General features: G+C 56.9%; 18 protein-coding genes. 14 read left to right on the top strand and 4 right to left on the bottom strand.

The genetic code is table 11. The annotated features are described in order from the left end of the window. The first annotated feature begins 7 nt into the window (after nucleotides 1–7). The 4 genes from ACMWL8_RS02515 to ACMWL8_RS02500 are packed head-to-tail and all read left to right on the top strand — an operon-like array spanning nucleotide 8 to nucleotide 3828. Entirely contained in the window at nucleotides 8–1030 is a 1023-nt protein-coding gene (locus tag ACMWL8_RS02515) for an ABC transporter permease (RefSeq protein ID WP_045260568.1), read from the top strand. Beyond that, the gene (gene ddpC / locus ACMWL8_RS02510) at nucleotides 1027–1920 is read left to right on the top strand and encodes a D,D-dipeptide ABC transporter permease (RefSeq protein ID WP_045260569.1); all 894 of its coding nucleotides are present in this window, start codon (nucleotides 1027–1029) and stop codon (nucleotides 1918–1920) included. The genes ACMWL8_RS02515 and ddpC overlap by 4 nt, the downstream gene beginning before the upstream one ends. Next, nucleotides 1920–2906 carry an ABC transporter ATP-binding protein gene (locus tag ACMWL8_RS02505; protein ID WP_045260570.1) on the top strand — a complete coding sequence of 329 codons (987 nt, stop codon included), beginning with the start codon at nucleotides 1920–1922 and terminating at the stop codon, nucleotides 2904–2906. The genes ddpC and ACMWL8_RS02505 overlap by 1 nt, the downstream gene beginning before the upstream one ends. Continuing rightward, nucleotides 2899–3828, top strand: coding sequence for an ABC transporter ATP-binding protein (locus ACMWL8_RS02500; RefSeq protein WP_045260571.1), 930 nt, complete (start codon nucleotides 2899–2901; stop codon nucleotides 3826–3828). The genes ACMWL8_RS02505 and ACMWL8_RS02500 overlap by 8 nt, the downstream gene beginning before the upstream one ends. Here ACMWL8_RS02500 and ACMWL8_RS02495 read toward each other — a convergent pair. Further along, complete coding sequence (locus tag ACMWL8_RS02495; RefSeq protein ID WP_028013228.1) at nucleotides 3825–4574, bottom strand: SDR family NAD(P)-dependent oxidoreductase; 750 nt, start codon at nucleotides 4572–4574, stop codon at nucleotides 3825–3827. The two genes, ACMWL8_RS02500 and ACMWL8_RS02495, sit on opposite strands and share 4 nt — an antisense overlap. A 112-nt stretch (nucleotides 4575–4686) precedes the next feature. On the opposite strand from ACMWL8_RS02495, the gene ACMWL8_RS02490 reads away from it, so the two are divergent. Continuing rightward, complete coding sequence (locus ACMWL8_RS02490; RefSeq protein ID WP_045260572.1) at nucleotides 4687–5592, top strand: LysR family transcriptional regulator; 906 nt, start codon at nucleotides 4687–4689, stop codon at nucleotides 5590–5592. Nucleotides 5593–5615: 23 nt separating this feature from the next. Here ACMWL8_RS02490 and ACMWL8_RS02485 read toward each other — a convergent pair whose 3' ends face one another. Continuing rightward, a complete protein-coding gene (locus ACMWL8_RS02485) occupies nucleotides 5616–6044 on the bottom strand; it encodes an OsmC family protein (protein ID WP_028013230.1) in 429 nt (142 codons plus the stop codon). A gap of 115 nt (nucleotides 6045–6159) precedes the next feature. Here ACMWL8_RS02485 and ACMWL8_RS02480 point away from each other — a divergent pair, with 115 nt between their 5' ends. Next, the gene (locus ACMWL8_RS02480; RefSeq protein ID WP_045260573.1) at nucleotides 6160–7119 is read left to right on the top strand and encodes a hypothetical protein; all 960 of its coding nucleotides are present in this window, start codon (nucleotides 6160–6162) and stop codon (nucleotides 7117–7119) included. Nucleotides 7120–7126: 7 nt separating this feature from the next. On the opposite strand, the gene ACMWL8_RS02475 is transcribed toward ACMWL8_RS02480, so the two are convergent. Continuing rightward, nucleotides 7127–8002, bottom strand: coding sequence for a LysR family transcriptional regulator (locus ACMWL8_RS02475; protein ID WP_045260574.1), 876 nt, complete (start codon nucleotides 8000–8002; stop codon nucleotides 7127–7129). Nucleotides 8003–8112: 110 nt separating this feature from the next. On the opposite strand from ACMWL8_RS02475, the gene ACMWL8_RS02470 reads away from it, so the two are divergent. The 8 genes from ACMWL8_RS02470 to adhP all read left to right on the top strand — a co-directional run bounded on the left by ACMWL8_RS02470 (nucleotide 8113) and on the right by adhP (nucleotide 16137). Then, nucleotides 8113–8964 (top strand): Vmh family MBL fold metallo-hydrolase, encoded by an 852-nt coding sequence (locus ACMWL8_RS02470; protein ID WP_045260575.1) that lies wholly within the window; start codon nucleotides 8113–8115, stop codon nucleotides 8962–8964. Nucleotides 8965–9196: 232 nt separating this feature from the next. Further along, the gene (bdm, locus tag ACMWL8_RS02465; RefSeq protein ID WP_023335793.1) at nucleotides 9197–9412 is read left to right on the top strand and encodes a biofilm-dependent modulation protein; all 216 of its coding nucleotides are present in this window, start codon (nucleotides 9197–9199) and stop codon (nucleotides 9410–9412) included. Between the two features lie 95 nt (nucleotides 9413–9507). Beyond that, nucleotides 9508–9645 (top strand): stationary-phase-induced ribosome-associated protein, encoded by a 138-nt coding sequence (gene sra, locus ACMWL8_RS02460; RefSeq protein ID WP_008501714.1) that lies wholly within the window; start codon nucleotides 9508–9510, stop codon nucleotides 9643–9645. A 176-nt stretch (nucleotides 9646–9821) separates the two neighbouring features. Then, entirely contained in the window at nucleotides 9822–11519 is a 1698-nt protein-coding gene (locus ACMWL8_RS02455) for an NAD-dependent malic enzyme (protein WP_028013235.1), read from the top strand. Between the two features lie 210 nt (nucleotides 11520–11729). Next, entirely contained in the window at nucleotides 11730–12215 is a 486-nt protein-coding gene (locus ACMWL8_RS02450; RefSeq protein ID WP_045260576.1) for an Hcp family type VI secretion system effector, read from the top strand. Beyond that, nucleotides 12212–12694, top strand: a complete 483-nt coding sequence (locus ACMWL8_RS02445) for a DUF2778 domain-containing protein (RefSeq protein ID WP_072049686.1) — start codon at nucleotides 12212–12214, stop codon at nucleotides 12692–12694. Before ACMWL8_RS02450 ends, ACMWL8_RS02445 begins: the two co-directional genes overlap by 4 nt. A gap of 523 nt (nucleotides 12695–13217) precedes the next feature. Next, on the top strand, nucleotides 13218–14930 hold the full coding sequence (locus ACMWL8_RS02440; protein ID WP_045260578.1) for an ABC-F family ATP-binding cassette domain-containing protein: 1713 nt from the start codon (nucleotides 13218–13220) through the stop codon (nucleotides 14928–14930). Nucleotides 14931–15126: 196 nt separating this feature from the next. Then, a complete protein-coding gene (gene adhP, locus ACMWL8_RS02435) occupies nucleotides 15127–16137 on the top strand; it encodes an alcohol dehydrogenase AdhP (RefSeq protein ID WP_045260579.1) in 1011 nt (336 codons plus the stop codon). A gap of 43 nt (nucleotides 16138–16180) precedes the next feature. On the opposite strand, the gene ACMWL8_RS02430 is transcribed toward adhP, so the two are convergent. Continuing rightward, complete coding sequence (locus tag ACMWL8_RS02430; protein WP_028013240.1) at nucleotides 16181–16687, bottom strand: RrF2 family transcriptional regulator; 507 nt, start codon at nucleotides 16685–16687, stop codon at nucleotides 16181–16183. Nucleotides 16688–16737: the final 50 nt, after the last annotated feature.

Here is a 16737-nt window from a genome sequence, read left to right as displayed (position 1 = left end):
AAAGCGTATGACGTTCTGGAGCATCGTGCGCCAGCGCTGCTGGGGGTTACTCCTGGTGGTGGCCGGTGTCTGTATTATTACCTTTATTATTTCACACATGATCCCCGGCGACCCGGCGCGTTTGCTGGCGGGCGATCGCGCCAGCGACGAAATCGTGCAGAACATTCGCCAGCAGCTGGGGCTGGATCGGCCGCTGTATGTGCAGTTTGGCCGCTACGTGGACGCCCTGGCCCACGGTGATTTAGGCACCTCCATCCGTACCGGACGCCCGGTTGCGCAAGACCTGAAGGCCTTTTTCCCCGCCACGCTGGAACTGGCCTTTTGTTCTTTGCTGCTGGCGCTGGTTATCGGCGTGCCGCTGGGGATTTTGTCGGCAGTGTACCGCAACCGCTGGCTGGATCACCTGGTGCGTTTAATGGCGATGACCGGGATTTCCACGCCTGCATTCTGGCTTGGGCTGGGCGTGATTGTCCTGTTTTACGGGCATCTGCAGATTCTGCCGGGCGGCGGCAGGCTGGACGACTGGCTCGATCCGCCGACGCACGTCACCGGGTTTTATCTGCTGGACGCCCTGCTGGAAGGCAACGGTGAAGTCTTTTTCAACGCGCTGCAGCACCTGATTTTACCCTCGCTGACGCTGGCGTTTGTTCACCTGGGCATCGTGGCGCGCCAGGTGCGCTCGGCGATGCTGGAGCAGCTTAGCGAGGACTACATCCGCACCGCACGCGCCAGCGGGCTGCCCGGCTGGTACATCGTCCTGCGCTACGCCCTGCCGAATGCGATGATCCCGTCCATTACCGTGCTCGGACTGGCGCTGGGCGACCTGCTTTACGGCGCCGTCCTGACCGAAACCGTCTTTGCCTGGCCGGGTATGGGCGCCTGGGTGGTGACGTCCATTCAGGCGCTGGACTTCCCGGCGGTGATGGGCTTTGCCGTCGTCGTTTCGCTGGCCTACGTGCTGGTTAATCTGGTGGTCGATCTGCTTTACCTGTGGATTGACCCGCGAATCGGGCGCGGAGGTGCCGAATGATGTTAACGCAGGAAACACCCGTCCCGGTGAAAACCGCCAGACAACGCATCAACTGGGCAAAGCTGTTCTGGATGCTGCGCCAAAGCCCGCTCACGATTGTCGGCGGCGTCATTATGGTCGCGATGCTTTTGCTGATGGTGACCTCGCCGTGGATAGTGCCGCATGACCCGAACGCGCTGGATCTCACCGCCCGCCTGCAGGCACCTTCTGCGCAACACTGGTTTGGTACCGATGAGGTGGGACGCGACCTGTTCAGCCGCGTGCTGACGGGCAGCCAGCAGTCGATTACCGCCGGGCTGGCGGTGGTGGTGATTGCGGGCGGCATTGGCTCGCTACTGGGCTGTTTGTCCGGCGTACTGGGCGGGCGCGGCGACGCCGTCATCATGCGGGTGATGGACATTATGCTCTCCATTCCTTCTCTGGTGCTGACCATGGCGCTGGCCGCCGCGCTCGGTCCGAGCCTGTTTAACGCCATGCTGGCGATTGCGATTGTCCGCATACCGTTCTACGTGCGGCTGGCGCGCGGGCAAACCCTGGTGGTGCGTCAGTTCACCTACGTGCAGGCCGCCCGCACTTTTGGCGCGTCCCGCTGGCATTTGATCCGCTGGCATATCCTGCGCAACGCCCTGCCGCCGCTGATCGTGCAGGCGTCGCTGGATATCGGCAGCGCCATTCTGATGGCCGCCACGCTGGGGTTTATTGGTCTGGGCGCGCAGCAGCCTACCGCCGAATGGGGCGCGATGGTGGCCGTGGGCCGTAACTACGTCCTGGACCAGTGGTGGTACTGCGCCTTTCCCGGTGCGGCGATTTTGATTACCGCCGTGGGCTTTAATCTGTTTGGCGACGGTATCCGCGATCTGCTGGATCCGAAGTCAGGAGGCAAACAGTAATGACCGAACCGGTACTCAATATTGAAGACCTGCATCTGAGCTTCCCGGTTTTTCGCGGGGAGGTCCACGCCCTGAACCACGTTTCGCTGGAGATCGGCAGGGGCGAAATTGTCGGCGTGGTGGGCGAATCAGGGTCGGGCAAATCCGTTACCGCCATGCTCGCCATGCGCCTGCTGCCGGAGGGCAGCTACCGTATTCATCACGGTCAGGTGAGATTACTCGGTGAAAACGTCCTGACGGCGTCCGAGAAACAGCTTCGCCAGTGGCGCGGCGCTAAAGTGGCGATGATTTTTCAGGAGCCCATGACCGCCCTCAACCCGACGCGGCGGATTGGTAAACAGATGGTGGAGGTGATCCGCCAGCATCAGCCGCTTTCCCGGCGCGAGGCACAGCAGAAGGCGATCGCCCTGCTGGAAGAGATGCAAATTCCGGACGCGAAGGAGGTCATGGCGCGTTATCCGTTTGAACTCTCCGGCGGCATGCGCCAGCGGGTGATGATCGCCCTTGCCTTCTCCTGCGAGCCGGAGTTGATCATCGCCGACGAGCCAACCACCGCGCTGGACGTTACCGTCCAGCTCCAGGTGCTGCGTTTACTGAAGCATAAGGCGAAGGCCAGCGGCACCTCGGTGCTGTTTATCAGCCATGATATGGCCGTGGTATCCCAGCTCTGCGACAGAATGTACGTAATGTATGCGGGCAGCGTGATAGAGAGCGGCGCCACGCAAACGCTGATCCACCGCCCTGTGCATCCCTATTCTATCGGCCTGCTGCGGTGCGCGCCGGAAAACGGCCAGCCGCGCGACCTGCTGCCCGCCATTCCCGGAACGGTGCCCAACCTGAGCCAGCTTCCGCAGGGGTGCGCTTTCCGCGAGCGCTGCTTTGCCGCGGGGGCAAAATGCAGCGAAACGCCGCGCCTGCAGCCCCATGGCGCAGAGGGCCAACAGGCTGCCTGCTGGTATCCACAACGGGAGAAACACCATGTCTGATGTACTGCTGGAACTGGATAGCGTGCACGTGAACTTTGCGGCGCGCAAAAACTGGCTGGGCCGCGTGACGGAACGGGTCCATGCGCTCAACGGGCTGGATCTCCAGATCCGTCGGGGCGAAACGCTGGGCGTTGTCGGGGAATCCGGCTGTGGGAAAAGCACGCTGGCGCAGCTGTTGATGGGGATGCTTAAACCCAGCACCGGCGCATGCCAGCATGCCCACCACGCCGGCGGCATGCAGATGGTGTTTCAGGATCCGCTCTCCTCGCTCGACCCGCGATTGCCGGTCTGGCGCATCATTACCGAGCCGGTGTGGGTGCAAAAACGCAGCAGCGAGCGCGAACGCCGCCAGCTGGCGGCGGATCTGGCGCTGCAGGTAGGCATTCGCCCGGAATATCTCGACCGCCTTCCACACGCCTTCTCCGGCGGGCAGCGCCAGCGCATTGCCATCGCCCGGGCACTTTCGTCCGACCCGGATATCATCGTGCTCGATGAACCCACCAGCGCGCTGGATATCTCCGTGCAGGCGCAAATCCTCAACCTGCTGGTGACGCTACAGCAGCAGCGTAATCTGACATACGTACTGATCTCGCATAACGTCTCGGTGGTCAGACACATGAGCGACCGCGTGGCGGTGATGTATCTCGGACAGATTGTCGAGCTGGGCAGCGCCGCGCAGGTACTTGGCGAGCCGCGCCACCCCTATACCCGCCTGCTGCTCGATTCGGTTCCCCGCACCGGAGAGCCGCTGGATGAAACGCTGGCGTTACGCAAAACGGAGCTTCCCGGCAACCGTCACCTGCCCGAAGGTTGTTTTTTCCGCGACCGCTGCCCGATGGCCGCGCAGGGGTGCGAACGTCCTCAGCCGCTACAGCCCTCTCGCGAGGGCCGTCACGTTCGCTGCTGGCGCAGCCTGGGTTAAATTTGCGCCATCCCGCCGTCCACAAACAGCTCGGTGGCGTTAATAAAGCTGGCCGCGTCGGAGGCCAGAAACGCCACCGCTTTACCCACCTCGCCCGGCGCACCTAAACGTCCGAGCGGCACCTGCGCGGCCAGCGCGTCGTACAGCCCCTGGCGGTGTTCTTCCGGCACCAGGTCCCCTAAACCAGGCGTTTTGATCGGGCCCGGGCTTACGACATTGACGCGGATCCCACGGCCCTGCAAATCCAGCGCCCAGGAGCGGGCAAAGTTACGCACCGCGGCCTTACTGGCGCTGTAGACGCTGAAGTTAGCCGTACCCTTAATCGACACCGTCGAGCCGGTCAGAATGATCGACGAGCCGGTTGATAACAGAGGCAGCGCCTTCTGCACCGTGAACAGCACCCCGCGAACGTTGGTGCCAAAAATCCGGTCAAACTGTTCTTCGGTGATCGCGCCCAGAGGCAGCATATCGCCGCCACCCGCATTGGCGAACAGAATATCGAGACGGCCTTCTTCTTTTGCTATCCGGGCATAAACCGCATCCAGATCGGCAAGCTTAGAGACGTCCGCGCGAATGCCCACTGCGTCAGAAGCAATCTCTTCTACCGCGGCGTCAAGTTCGGCCTGACGACGCCCGGTGATGTACACCTTCGCGCCCTGTGCCGCCAGCTCCTGCGCCGTGGCAAGACCGATCCCGGTGCTGCCGCCGGTGACCAGTGCAATTTTTCCTGAGAGAGTCGTATTCATGTCATTTACCTTTTTGTGTTTGCGTTGGACAGACTTTATCCCTTGCGACATTTATGAAAAATGGGCAAAAATGAAAATGACTATTCACCTATGGAAATAATCAGAGGTCATCATGGATCAGCTAATGGCGATGCGCGCCTTCACGCGGGTGGTGGAATCCGGCAGTTTTACCCGCGCGGCGGACTCGCTGAATATGCCGATCGCCACGCTGAGCAAACTGGTTAAATCCCTTGAGGCGCACCTGGCGATACGTCTCCTTCACCGGACGACTCGTCGGGTGGTCACGACGCCTGAAGGGCTGGAATACTATGAAAAAGCGCGCCGGGTGCTGATTGATATCGAAGATATCGACACCTCGTTTCGCGTTTCCGGCGCGACGCCCAAGGGACATTTGCGGGTTGACGTGGGCGGTTCCACCGCACGGGACGTGCTCATCCTCCTGCTGCCGGATTTTATGCAGCGCTACCCGGATATCCGTATCGATCTTGGCGTGGCCGATCGTCCGGTCGATCTTATCAGCGGTAACGTAGACTGCGTGATCCGCGGCGGCCCGCTGAACGATTCAACGCTTATCGCACGTCATCTCGGTGACGCTCAGATGGTCACCTGCGCGACGCCGGGTTACCTTAAAAACCACGGCGTTCCGGCCTATCCGCAGGAGCTGCGCAACGGCCACAAGCTTGTTAGCTATCTCTCTCCTGTCACCGGGCGGCCGTTTCCGTTTCGCTTCCGGCAGAACGGCGAGGCGCTGGAAATCACTATTCCGCACTATCTCGGCGTCAATGAAAGTAACGCTCATCTGGCGGCTGCCGCGGCGGGTCTGGGGATCGTTCAAACCTTTGAGTATTCAGCAAAGACCTATTTGCAGACGGGAGCGCTGGTGGCGATTCTGGGTGACTGGCAGCCTGCCGCGTACCCGTTTCACGTGGTCTACCCGCAGAACCGGCATTTAACGCACAGACTGAAGGTGTTTATCGCCTGGCTGGCGGAGGTGTTCCCCGCCGCGCTGAAGGGATAGCCGGGCACAAACCCGGCTGTGATTTAGTTAAGCTTATAGTCCAGGGTAATTTCGGCCTTGAGCAACTGCGACACCGGACAGCCCGCTTTGGCTTTCTGAATAATGCCGTCAAACTGCTGTGGCGCAATGCCCGGTACGGTGACCTTACTTTGCAGCGCAACCTTAGTGATGGCAAAGCCGCCGTCGGTTTTATCCAGAGAGACGTCCGCGGTCGTATCAATCGAATCAGCGGTATAGCCCGCTTCACCCAGCATCAGCGACAGGGCCATGGAAAAACAAGCCGCATGTGCCGCGCCGATCAGCTCTTCCGGGTTGGTCCCCTTTTCACCCTCAAAGCGGGTGTTAAAGCCGTAAGGCTGTTGGTTGAGAACGCCGCTCTCGGTGGAAACCGTTCCTTTCCCGCGCTTAATGTCGCCAGACCAGTGTGCCGAACCGTGCTTATGAATCGTCATTCTTGCTCTCCTTTTGGCTTACAAAGGGTTAAGTATAGACTACGCATCTGACACGCCCTGGAACACAGACGATTCCGTGTCTTTCACCTGCTGTACCGACAACAAGGATAATGATATGACGCTAAAAATCAGGATGGCCGTCGCGGTAGTCACGCTGGCTCTCTCTCTTTCTTCACTGGCCAAAACGCCGGAAAACTTTATCTATACCAGCTCAGGCGACCTCGACGCGGCGCTCCCGCTGGTTGCGCGTGGCGACATCGGCGGCGTGCAGATCGTGTACAACTGGCGCCAGCTTGAACCCGAGAAGGACCGCTATGACTTCTCGCGGATTGAGCAGGATCTGGCGCGTCTTAAGGCCGCCCGAAAAAAACTCTTTATTCAGATCCAGGATCGTTTCTTTGAGACGGACGCCCGCTACGTCCCGGACTATCTGATGCACGATAAGCAATACAGCGGCGGGATTGCGCCGCAGTTTGATAACCCCGGCGAGGGCAAGCCTGTCGGCGCGGGATGGGTAGCGCGTCAGTGGGACCCTACGGTGCGCCAGCGCTACCAGGCACTGCTGGCAGCGCTCGCAAAACGCTTTGATGGCAAGGTATATGGCGTAAACCTGCCTGAAACCGCGATTGATATTGACGAGAAAAATCCGCCAGCGGGCTTCACCTGCGACAGCTATTTCGCGGGTGAGATGGAAAATCTGGCCTTTGCGCGCAAGGTTTTTCAGAAATCACATGTGGTGCAGTACGTTAACTTCTGGCCGTGCGAGTGGGATAATGACCACAACTATATGGGACGTCTTTTTGCCTATGCCAGCGCCAACAATGTCGGCCTGGGCGGGCCGGACATTGTGCCCAACCGCAAGGCGCACATGAAGAATGCCTATCCCTTCTTCCATAAAAATAAACAGGCGCTGCCGCTCATCGCCATGGCGGTTCAGGAGCCGACTCTGACCTATAAGGATCCTCAGACCGGAAAACCGTTCACCAAAGCCGAGTTTGTCCGCTTCGGCGAAAATTATCTCGGGGCCGATATTATTTTCTGGAGCACGGCCTCTCCCTGGCTAAAGGCAAAATAATCGCCCCTCAGGCAAGGTGGCGGGACAGTTCGTCAAGAAACACGCGCAGCGCGGCAGGCTGGTATTCCCGTGACTGATAAATGCCGTGGATGGCAAGCGATTTCGGCTCCAGCGACGCCAGTACCGGCACCAGTAATCCCTGCTCCAGCGCGGCGCGCGCTTCGCGCTCCGGCAGCATGGCGATGCCGCAGTGCTCGATCGCCGCGTTCATGAGCAGTGAAGAGATACTGGCGCTCAGGTTGCCGCTGACGGCCACGCTCAGGCTTTCGCCTTCCGGGGTCAGGAAGTGCCAGGACTGCCCCGCGAAAAAGCTGTAGTGCAGGCAGTTATGCTGCGCCAGTTCTTCGGGGCTGACGGGCGTGCCGTGCTGTGCCAGATACGCCGGCGAGGCGCAGAGCACCGATCGACATTCCCCCAGCCGGCGGGCGATCATGCCGGGCTCCGGGTTATCGGTAATGCGCACGGCGACGTCAATGCGCTCTCCCACCAGGCTGACCGGATGGTTGTTCACGTCCAGCTCAATGCGCAGCTGCGGGTAGCGCGAGAGCAGGCCGGGCAGGACCGGCGCAATCAGGTGCATGGCGGTAAAGTGCGCGCAGGCTACCCGCAGCGTGCCGGACGGCAGATCTTTTTCCGACTGACCTTCGATTTCCTGCGAGATCTGCGAGAGCGTCCGCGTTTTTTGCAGCACCTTTTCCCCTGCCGCCGTCAGCGTCAGCTTGCGCGTGGAGCGGTTTACCAGCCGCGTCCCCGCCCACTTCTCCATTTGTTCAAGGTAACGGCTCACCATCGGCCGGGAAATACCCAGCGCGCGGGCCGCCGCGCTCAGGCTTCCCAGCTCGCATATCCGGTTATAGACCTGAGCGGCAATAACGCGATCCATATAAGCTCCATCTGCTCGATTTATGAAACTAAGCATGTCTTGTTTCAGGAATTCTGGCAAATGAGAATATCCGTACAATAGAGACATTCCTGAACAACAGAGACAACAGCATGAAACTCCCCCATATTGCCCTGCTTTCCACCCTTTTCGCTCCGGCCGTTTTTGCTGCGCCGTTGACGATTGATACCTATAACCCGCAGGAAAAAGGCATTTTCGCGGTCTCCTCCACGCTCGTTTCCGGTCCGAAAGAGGCGGTGCTGTTTGACGCGCAGTTCAGCGTGAAGGATGGCGAAGCGCTGGTAGAGAAAATTCGCCGCAGCGGTAAAACGCTGAATAAGATTGTGATCACCTCCGGCGATCCGGATTTCTATTTTGGCCTGCAGCCGCTGGTGAAAGCCTTCCCGAATGCCAAAGTGGTGGCCACGCAGCAGGTGGTTGACCATATTAAGGCCACCAAAGACGCCAAGCTCGCCTTCTGGGGCCCGCAGATGAAAGACGGCGCGCCAACGGAACTGGTGGTGCCGCAGGTGCTCGCCTCCACCACCTTTATGATTGACGGGGAAAAGGTCGATATCGAGCAGCCGGACAGCTATGCGGCCTACGTGTGGATCCCGTCCGTGAAAACCATCCTCGGCGGCACCGGGGTCTCCTGGGGGATTCACGTCTGGACGGCTGATACCCAGACGCCGGCTCGCCGTCAGCAGTGGCAGCAGACCCTCGACAACATGGCCGCGCACAGGCCGGAACGCGTGATACCGGGCCACTACCTGGGCACGCCACCGTCCGGAACCGGGGCTATTGATTTTACCCGTGGCTATCTGCAGCATTTTGAACAGGCGTTGTCAGCACATAAAAACTCTGCGGACGTTATCGGTGCACTGAAAAAACAGTATCCGGGTCTGGCAGAAGAGAGCTCTCTGGAATTAAGCGCCAAAGTGAATACTGGCGAAATGAAGTGGTAATTTAAAAACGGCTCCTGCTATATTCCCGCGATAGCAGGAGCACCGCCATAATATCCGCACTGCCTCACGCCAATATATCCCTCCGTTTTAAAAGCGCATAAAAGCATGCACTTATGTCATTTTTATTTCTAAGATGAATCTGAGACACAACCGGGGAAATATTTGCCATTCTGTTTATGAATTAAATTTTTTGCGAGCCGTACCATTAAACAGACAACGACACGGAGGCAGCATGTTTACTTATTACCCGGCTAATACCACAGCAGCACAACCTGAACTCGTTAACGCGATTGCGCAGGGTCTTCACGCCGAGCACGGTGCTGTGACTGAAGATGACATTTTAATGGAACTGACCAAGTGGGTGGAATCCACGGATAATGACATCCTCAGTGACATCTACCAGCAGACCATTAACTACGTCGTCAGCGGGCAAAACGCACCTTTGTAAAAACCTGCTAAGCTGGATCTGCAACCTAAGGGGTTACATTTCGTTTGCGAAAGCAAACTGGTCCTTAAAACTATCAACAGGATTGAGGAGTTAACATGAAATCGAACCGTCAGGCACGCCACATTCTGGGACTGAACTACAAGCTTTCAAATCAGCGCAAAGTGGTGATTGAAGGCGACCACGAAACGCAAGTCACTCACGCCACCGGCAGAAAACGCCACGCGGGCAAGTAAGTTCCAGACTGAGATCCAGAACACCATCGGCAAAACCGATGGTGTTTTTGTTTATGTGTTGCGGTAATTCATATTTAGCTCCTTTATAATACCGCCGGACCGCACCCCATCGCACAGGCCAGAAAGATGACAAACAGCAGTGTCAGGGACGGATCTTCAAAAAAAGAGTGAGTGACATGGACAACAAACTGAAAAAACATCGTTCCTTATATATCCCTTATGCCGGCCCGGTTTTACTCGAATTCCCCCTGCTCAACAAAGGCAGCGCCTTCAGCATGGAAGAGCGCAGCAGCTTTAACCTACTTGGCCTGCTGCCGGAAGTGGTTGAAACCATTGAAGAGCAGGCAGAGCGCGCGTGGATCCAGTATCAGGGCTTCAAAACCGAGATCGACAAACACATCTACCTGCGCAACATCCAGGACACCAACGAAACCCTCTTCTATCGCCTGGTGCAAAACCATCTCGAAGAGATGATGCCGGTGATCTACACCCCAACGGTGGGTGCGGCGTGCGAACGCTTCTCTGAGATCTACCGTCGCTCACGCGGCGTCTTTATCTCTTATCAGAATCGTCACAACATGGACGACATTCTGCAGAACGTGCCGAACCACAATATTAAAGTGATTGTGGTGACGGACGGGGAACGTATTCTCGGCCTCGGCGACCAGGGCATTGGCGGGATGGGGATCCCAATCGGTAAACTCTCTCTCTACACCGCCTGCGGCGGCATCAGCCCGGCGTACACCCTGCCGGTGGTACTGGATGTCGGCACCAACAACCAGCAACTGTTGAACGATCCGCTGTACATGGGCTGGCGTCATCCGCGCATTACCGACGACGAGTACTATCAGTTTGTCGACGATTTCATTCAGGCCGTGAAGCACCGCTGGCCGGACGTTCTGCTGCAGTTTGAAGACTTTGCGCAGAAAAACGCGATGCCGCTGCTGAACCGCTATCGCGATGAGATCTGCTCCTTTAACGACGACATCCAGGGCACCGCAGCGGTGACCGTGGGCACGCTTATCGCCGCCAGCCGCGCGGCCGGTAGCCAGCTGAGCTACCAGAAAATCGTCTTCCTGGGCGCAGGCTCTGCGGGCTGCGGCATCGCCGAGCAGATTATTGCCCAGACGCAGCGCGAAGGCTTAAGCGAAGAGCTGGCCCGCTCCCGCGTCTTTATGGTGGACCGTTTCGGCCTGCTGACCGACGGTATGCCGAACCTGCTGCCGTTCCAGACCAAGCTGGTGCAGAAGCGCGAGAACCTGAAGAACTGGGACACCGACAACGAAGTGCTCTCCCTGCTGGACGTGGTGCGCAACGTGAAGCCAGATATTCTGATCGGCGTTTCCGGGCAAACCGGTCTCTTCACCGAAGAGATTATTCGCGAGATGCACAAGCACTGCGAGCGCCCTATCGTGATGCCGCTGTCTAACCCGACTTCCCGCGTGGAAGCGACGCCGCAGGACATCATCGCCTGGACCGAAGGTAACGCGCTGGTTGCCACCGGCAGCCCGTTCGATCCGGTGGTATGGAAGGATAAAACCTATCCGATCGCCCAGTGCAACAACTCCTATATTTTCCCGGGCATTGGTCTGGGCGTGATCGCCTCCGGCGCGTCCCGCATTACCGATGAGATGCTGATGTCAGCGAGCGAAACCCTTGCGGGCTATTCGCCGCTGGTCAACAACGGCGAAGGGCTGGTCCTGCCGGAACTGAAGGACATTCACAAGGTGTCGCGCGCTATCGCGTTTGCGGTGGGTAAAATGGCGCAGCAGCAGGGCGTGGCGGTGAAAACCTCTGCCGACGCACTGCAGCAGGCTATTGATGATAACTTCTGGATGCCTGAATACCGCAGCTATCGCCGTACCTCGATTTAATTAGCTCCGACCCTTCCCTCTCCTCAAAAGGGAGAGGGAACGTGAACACCCTCCTCCCTTTATTTAAAAAATCAATATTCCGACAACAATTCATATCTCATTGAAATATAAATATTTTGCATGACATTTTTTGCCTAATAAACAGTTTCTTTTAAAGGTTTAGTAACGTTCCGCATCACTAAATTCATTAATTGAAAAAGGAGTTTTGAAATGGCAATTCCGGCTTACCTTTGGCTTAAAGATGACGGCGGCGCAGATATCAAAGGCGCTGTTGATGTACAAGATCGCGAGGGAAGTATCGAGATATTAGGGTTCGGTCATGGACTGTATCTGCCAACAGATAACATGACAGGAAAAATAACGGGTACGCGCGTTCATAGTGCGCTGGTATTTGAAAAGGAGTTTGACAGTTCTAGCCCTCACTTATACAAGGCCGTGGCAAAAGGCCAAACGCTGAAAAGTGCCGAGTTTAAGTGGTACAAGATCGACGACGCGGGTCAGGAAGTCGAATACTTCAACATGTACCTGGAGAACGTTAAAGTTGTCTCAATATGCCCCTTGATGCATGACGTAAAAAACTCGGCAATGGAAAAACATAATCATCTAGAAAATGTTTCCCTGCGTTATGAGAAAATCACGTGGCAACATTGCGACGGTAATATCATCTTTGCAGACTCATGGAATGACCGTTCATGAATCTCCTGCAATGCTATTTCCACCTCAACGGCGGTAAGTACGCAACACTGTCTGTGCCCGGAGTGGGTTTTTTCCCAGCATTTTCGGGGAATGGCAATGCAACAAATCGTCCCGAAAGCGCGTCTCTACCCGACATAGGTCCTCTCCCTCCGGGCCGATATTACATACTATTACGTGGATTAGGCGGTTGGTATACTCAAACAAAGGACAGTGTAAATGCATTTTTCACGGGGTCCAATCGGAGCGAGTGGTTTGCTTTATATCGCGATGACGGATTGATAAATGATGAGACTTTTGTGAACGGTATAAGGCGAGGAGAATTCAGATTGCACCCTATCGGACCATCTGGATTAAGTAAGGGATGTATCACGCTTTACAGTCAGAGCGATTTTAAGGTTCTGACATCAGCCTTGCTACGAACGGGAGGGCAGCAACTGGGAAACTATATGATTGCTCATGGCGTTGTGCAGGTTTATTAATGAAGGTGATACTACTGGCACTGCTATGGTGTACGGCAGTGTTTCTATCGTTACTCACACTATATAAAGTTATTCCACCGGAAGCGCAGTACACTATTGCGGAGCATTTTAAAATATATGGCGACGAATTGATCATGGATTTCGTTCTGTACCTTTTTTTAGGTGTTTCCGCATTCAGTGCGTCAGTTCTCACACTAGCCCTGTATGTTCTTATACGGAAAAAATAATTCTGGGCAGCACTGCTGCCCCTCTGTTTGGTATATGCAGGAAAACGTTGTATAGTGATAGTCACCTACAAACTCATAACATATAAGGAGGCTAATTATGCTGTATCGTGAAATTTTCAATGTTTCACATACATTTGGTGATCGCACCAGCTCAAGCGTTATCGGTATCGTGCTGCGATAACTTCTGCTTGAGCGAAGACACCAACCCCTGAAATCCCTTCTCTCGGGCTTACTGAGTTATCGTCAGCGATGTTTGACGAGGCATAAACATGCCTGTAACTCTTGGGTAAGCAACAATGAGCACTTTACTCACTGCACAATCTTTACGCGTTGATACGGCGTTTGGCACGCTCTTCGACTCACTCTCCTTTACGCTGAAAAAAGGCGACCGCATCGGCCTGCTGGGCGACAACGGCTGCGGCAAAAGTACGCTTTTAAAGGTGCTGGACGGAACAGATATCCCAGCCGCCGGAACGGTAGCGCTGGCCGGGCACTGCCTGATGGCACGCGTGGAGCAACATCTCCCGGACGCCATTTTCCCGCTGACCATGCTGGATGCCGTACTCGCGCAACTGCCTTTAGCTGAGCACGACAGCCTGCGCTGGAAAGCTGAAACGCTGCTGGCGAGCATGGGCTTCACGCCGCAGGATATGATGCTGCAATCCGCCACCCTGAGCGGCGGACAGCACACCCGCCTGCTGCTGGCGCGGGCGTTGATTCACGAGCCGGATCTGCTCCTGCTGGATGAACCCAGCAACCACCTGGATCTGCCGACCATGCTCTGGCTGGAACACTTTTTACAGAACTGGTCAGGCAGCTTCGTGCTGGTTTCGCACGACAGACAACTGCTGGATGCCGTCACAAACGGCAGCTGGATCCTGCGTGATAAGACGCTGCACTACTTTGCCCTTCCCTGTACGGCCGCCCGTAAAGCGCTTGCAGCAAAAGACGAAAGCGATGCGCAGCGCCACAAGGCGGAGCAAAAGGAGATCGACCGCGTGACCGCCAGCGCCAAACGTCTGGCGACCTGGGGTAAGGTTTACGACAACGAAGACCTGGCCCGCAAAGCCAAGCAGATGGAAAAACAGGTCGAACGACTCAAAGAGAGCCAGACCGCGCTCACGGCGGGCAGTCCATGGACGCTAACCCTGCGCGGCGACGCGCTGCGGGCGGACCGTCTGCTGGAGATGGAAAACCTCAGCGTCCCGCCTGCGCCCGGGCTACCGCCGCTGTTTAACATCGAAACGGCGCGGCTGAAAAGCGGCGATCGCGTGGCAATTGTCGGTCGTAACGGCTGCGGTAAATCGTCGCTGATGAAGCTTATCTGGCGAAATTTTGTGGATGAACCGACGGACAGCGGACTGAAAATTCATCCGCGCGTCTCGCCGGGCTACTACGACCAGACGCTGCATCAGCTGCCGGATGACGCCACGCTGCTCGACGCGCTGGAACCTTTCGCTCCCGACCCGCAAAACAGGAAGATGGCGCTCATTAGCGCCGGGTTCCCGTGGGCGAGACACGGGCAAAAAGTCAGCACGCTCAGCGGCGGCGAGCGCTCTCGCCTGCTGTTCGTCGGGCTGACGCTTGCCCGATATAGCCTGCTGATGCTGGATGAGCCCACCAACCATCTCGACATGGAAGGCAAAGAGGTACTGGCGGAAACGCTGCAACAGTTCGAAGGCGGCGTGCTGCTGGTCAGCCACGATCGCCAGTTAATTAGCCAAAGCTGTAACCGCTTCTGGCTGATTGAGGACGGCTGGCTGAGCGAGTGGCACGATGCTGAAGCCGTGTTTGAGCGGCTGCGCGAAAGCGTGGGGCTCGGGACATCCGCCGCGCCCGTCGTCACTGCTGGCGAGGTTCAACCCTCGCCGTACGACGATCTGCTGGAGCGGCTGATCGCGCTGGAAACGCTGCTTGAAGACGATCTGGCGCGGAAGCCGAAGCATCAAAAGCCGCAGCTGCAGGCGCAATGGCGTAAAGAGATAGAGGAGATAGAAGCCCAGCTGTAAGTCTGCGCCCGGCGAGCGCCTCGCCGGGCCAGCATTTTCCCCCTTAATTATTAGAGGATCGCCGTATTCTTAATCTGAAATCGAATCAAATGATGACATTATGTTGCCGCAGCCTTGCATTACCAGGCTAATGTATTAATCCTTAAGGGGTACTACACCTGCTATGCAGATTCTTATCATGAACAAGGAGATACACATGAAGGCTGCTGTTGTTACTCAGGATCATCAGGTCAATGTCACTGAAAAAACCTTACGCTCGCTTAAGCACGGAGAAGCCCTGCTGAAAATGGAGTGCTGTGGTGTATGCCATACCGACCTCCACGTGAAGAACGGTGATTTTGGCGATAAAACCGGGGTAATCCTGGGCCATGAAGGAATTGGTATCGTGAAAGAAGTCGGCCCTGGCGTGACGTCGCTGAAAGTTGGCGACCGCGCAAGCGTGGCCTGGTTCTTTGAAGGCTGCGGACACTGCGAATACTGTAATTCCGGCAACGAAACCCTGTGCCGTGACGTGAAAAACGCCGGTTACTCCGTTGACGGCGGCATGGCGGAAGAGTGCATCGTCACCGCGGATTACGCGGTAAAAGTGCCGGACGGTCTGGATTCGGCGGCGGCCAGCAGCATTACCTGCGCTGGCGTGACCACCTACAAAGCGGTGAAGGTGTCGGGTATTAAGCCGGGCCAGTGGATTGCGATTTACGGTCTGGGCGGGCTGGGCAACCTTGCGCTGCAGTACGCCAAAAACGTCTTTAACGCCAAAGTCATCGCCCTGGACGTTAACGATGAACAGCTGAAGCTGGCCGCGAGCATGGGTGCAGATTTAACCATCAACTCCCGCAGCGAAGATTCCGCTAAGATTGTGCAGGAAAAAACCGGCGGCGCGCATGCTGCAGTCGTCACCGCCGTCGCAAAAGCGGCCTTCAACTCGGCGGTAGATGCCGTGCGTGCCGGTGGCCGCGTGGTCGCCGTTGGCCTGCCGCCGGAAGCGATGAGCCTGGACATTCCGCGTCTGGTGCTGGACGGTATACAGGTGGTGGGTTCGCTGGTTGGCACCCGTCAGGATCTGCAGGAAGCCTTCCAGTTTGCGGCCGAGGGCAAAGTGGTGCCGAAAGTGACGATGCGTCCTATCGAGGACATCAACGCCATCTTTAAAGAGATGGAACAGGGCCAGATCCGTGGCCGTATGGTGATCGACTTACGCTCGTAAACACCTTTTGCCGGGTAGTGGCTACGCCTTACCCGGCTCATTGCTACGACGAACGACGAACTGAAATCCACTCCTGAACCTCAATCTGGAAGGTGTCCGGCGCTTTTCGGTACATTTTACGCGCCAGGTCGAGAATAGTATGACGCGCGAGCTCTTCTTCCATCCGCTGCTGCGCGCTATCCATGACTGAACGTACTCCGCACGGGCCGTCGCAGACCCAGGCAGGCGGAGCTTCATCAAACACGGCCAGCCGCTGGCGCACTTCACGACATTCGAACATGTTTTTCTCGCCGTCAATGGCATGCGCCACATCCAGCACGCTGATCAGCTCCGCCGGACGCGCCAGCTTAAAGCCCCCGCCCTTGCCTTCCGTACTGATGACCAGCCCGGCACGTGACAGGCGTGTGAAGATTTTGCCGAGGTAGTCATACGGCACGCCCTGCAAGGCAGCCATCTCCCGGACGCTCATCTCACGCTCGTTGCCCTTCGCATCCACCATACACATCAGGCTGTGAATGCCGTATTCCACACCGGAACTGTAAAACGCCATGGTTAACTCCGAATTAGTGTTCGGAGCATTATAACGATTTTTAACTCAGA

Source organism: Enterobacter sp. 04-C-12-SI-ECC (assembly GCF_047530715.1).
Classification (GTDB): Bacteria; Pseudomonadota; Gammaproteobacteria; order Enterobacterales; family Enterobacteriaceae; genus Enterobacter; species Enterobacter bugandensis.
Note: the sequence above shows the minus strand (reverse complement) of the source record. Positions and strands in the feature narration are given on the sequence as shown.

Bases quoted from the DNA above. Each gene is read 5' to 3' on its own strand.
- sra (WP_008501714.1), top strand. From the start codon at position 9,508: ATGAAATCGAACCGTCAGGCACGCCACATTCTGGGACTGAACTACAAG.
- ACMWL8_RS02450 (WP_045260576.1), top strand. From the start codon at position 11,730: ATGGCAATTCCGGCTTACCTTTGGCTTAAAGATGACGGCGGCGCAGAT.
- ACMWL8_RS02485 (WP_028013230.1), bottom strand. From the start codon at position 6,044: ATGACGATTCATAAGCACGGTTCGGCACACTGGTCTGGCGACATTAAG.
- ACMWL8_RS02455 (WP_028013235.1), top strand. From the start codon at position 9,822: ATGGACAACAAACTGAAAAAACATCGTTCCTTATATATCCCTTATGCC.
- ACMWL8_RS02495 (WP_028013228.1), bottom strand. From the start codon at position 4,574: ATGAATACGACTCTCTCAGGAAAAATTGCACTGGTCACCGGCGGCAGC.
- ACMWL8_RS02475 (WP_045260574.1), bottom strand. From the start codon at position 8,002: ATGGATCGCGTTATTGCCGCTCAGGTCTATAACCGGATATGCGAGCTG.
- ACMWL8_RS02500 (WP_045260571.1), top strand. From the start codon at position 2,899: ATGTCTGATGTACTGCTGGAACTGGATAGCGTGCACGTGAACTTTGCG.
- adhP (WP_045260579.1), top strand. From the start codon at position 15,127: ATGAAGGCTGCTGTTGTTACTCAGGATCATCAGGTCAATGTCACTGAA.
- ACMWL8_RS02430 (WP_028013240.1), bottom strand. From the start codon at position 16,687: ATGGCGTTTTACAGTTCCGGTGTGGAATACGGCATTCACAGCCTGATG.
- ACMWL8_RS02505 (WP_045260570.1), top strand. From the start codon at position 1,920: ATGACCGAACCGGTACTCAATATTGAAGACCTGCATCTGAGCTTCCCG.
- ACMWL8_RS02490 (WP_045260572.1), top strand. From the start codon at position 4,687: ATGGATCAGCTAATGGCGATGCGCGCCTTCACGCGGGTGGTGGAATCC.
- ACMWL8_RS02440 (WP_045260578.1), top strand. From the start codon at position 13,218: ATGAGCACTTTACTCACTGCACAATCTTTACGCGTTGATACGGCGTTT.
- ACMWL8_RS02445 (WP_072049686.1), top strand. From the start codon at position 12,212: ATGAATCTCCTGCAATGCTATTTCCACCTCAACGGCGGTAAGTACGCA.
- ddpC (WP_045260569.1), top strand. From the start codon at position 1,027: ATGATGTTAACGCAGGAAACACCCGTCCCGGTGAAAACCGCCAGACAA.
- ACMWL8_RS02480 (WP_045260573.1), top strand. From the start codon at position 6,160: ATGACGCTAAAAATCAGGATGGCCGTCGCGGTAGTCACGCTGGCTCTC.
- ACMWL8_RS02515 (WP_045260568.1), top strand. From the start codon at position 8: ATGACGTTCTGGAGCATCGTGCGCCAGCGCTGCTGGGGGTTACTCCTG.
- ACMWL8_RS02470 (WP_045260575.1), top strand. From the start codon at position 8,113: ATGAAACTCCCCCATATTGCCCTGCTTTCCACCCTTTTCGCTCCGGCC.
- bdm (WP_023335793.1), top strand. From the start codon at position 9,197: ATGTTTACTTATTACCCGGCTAATACCACAGCAGCACAACCTGAACTC.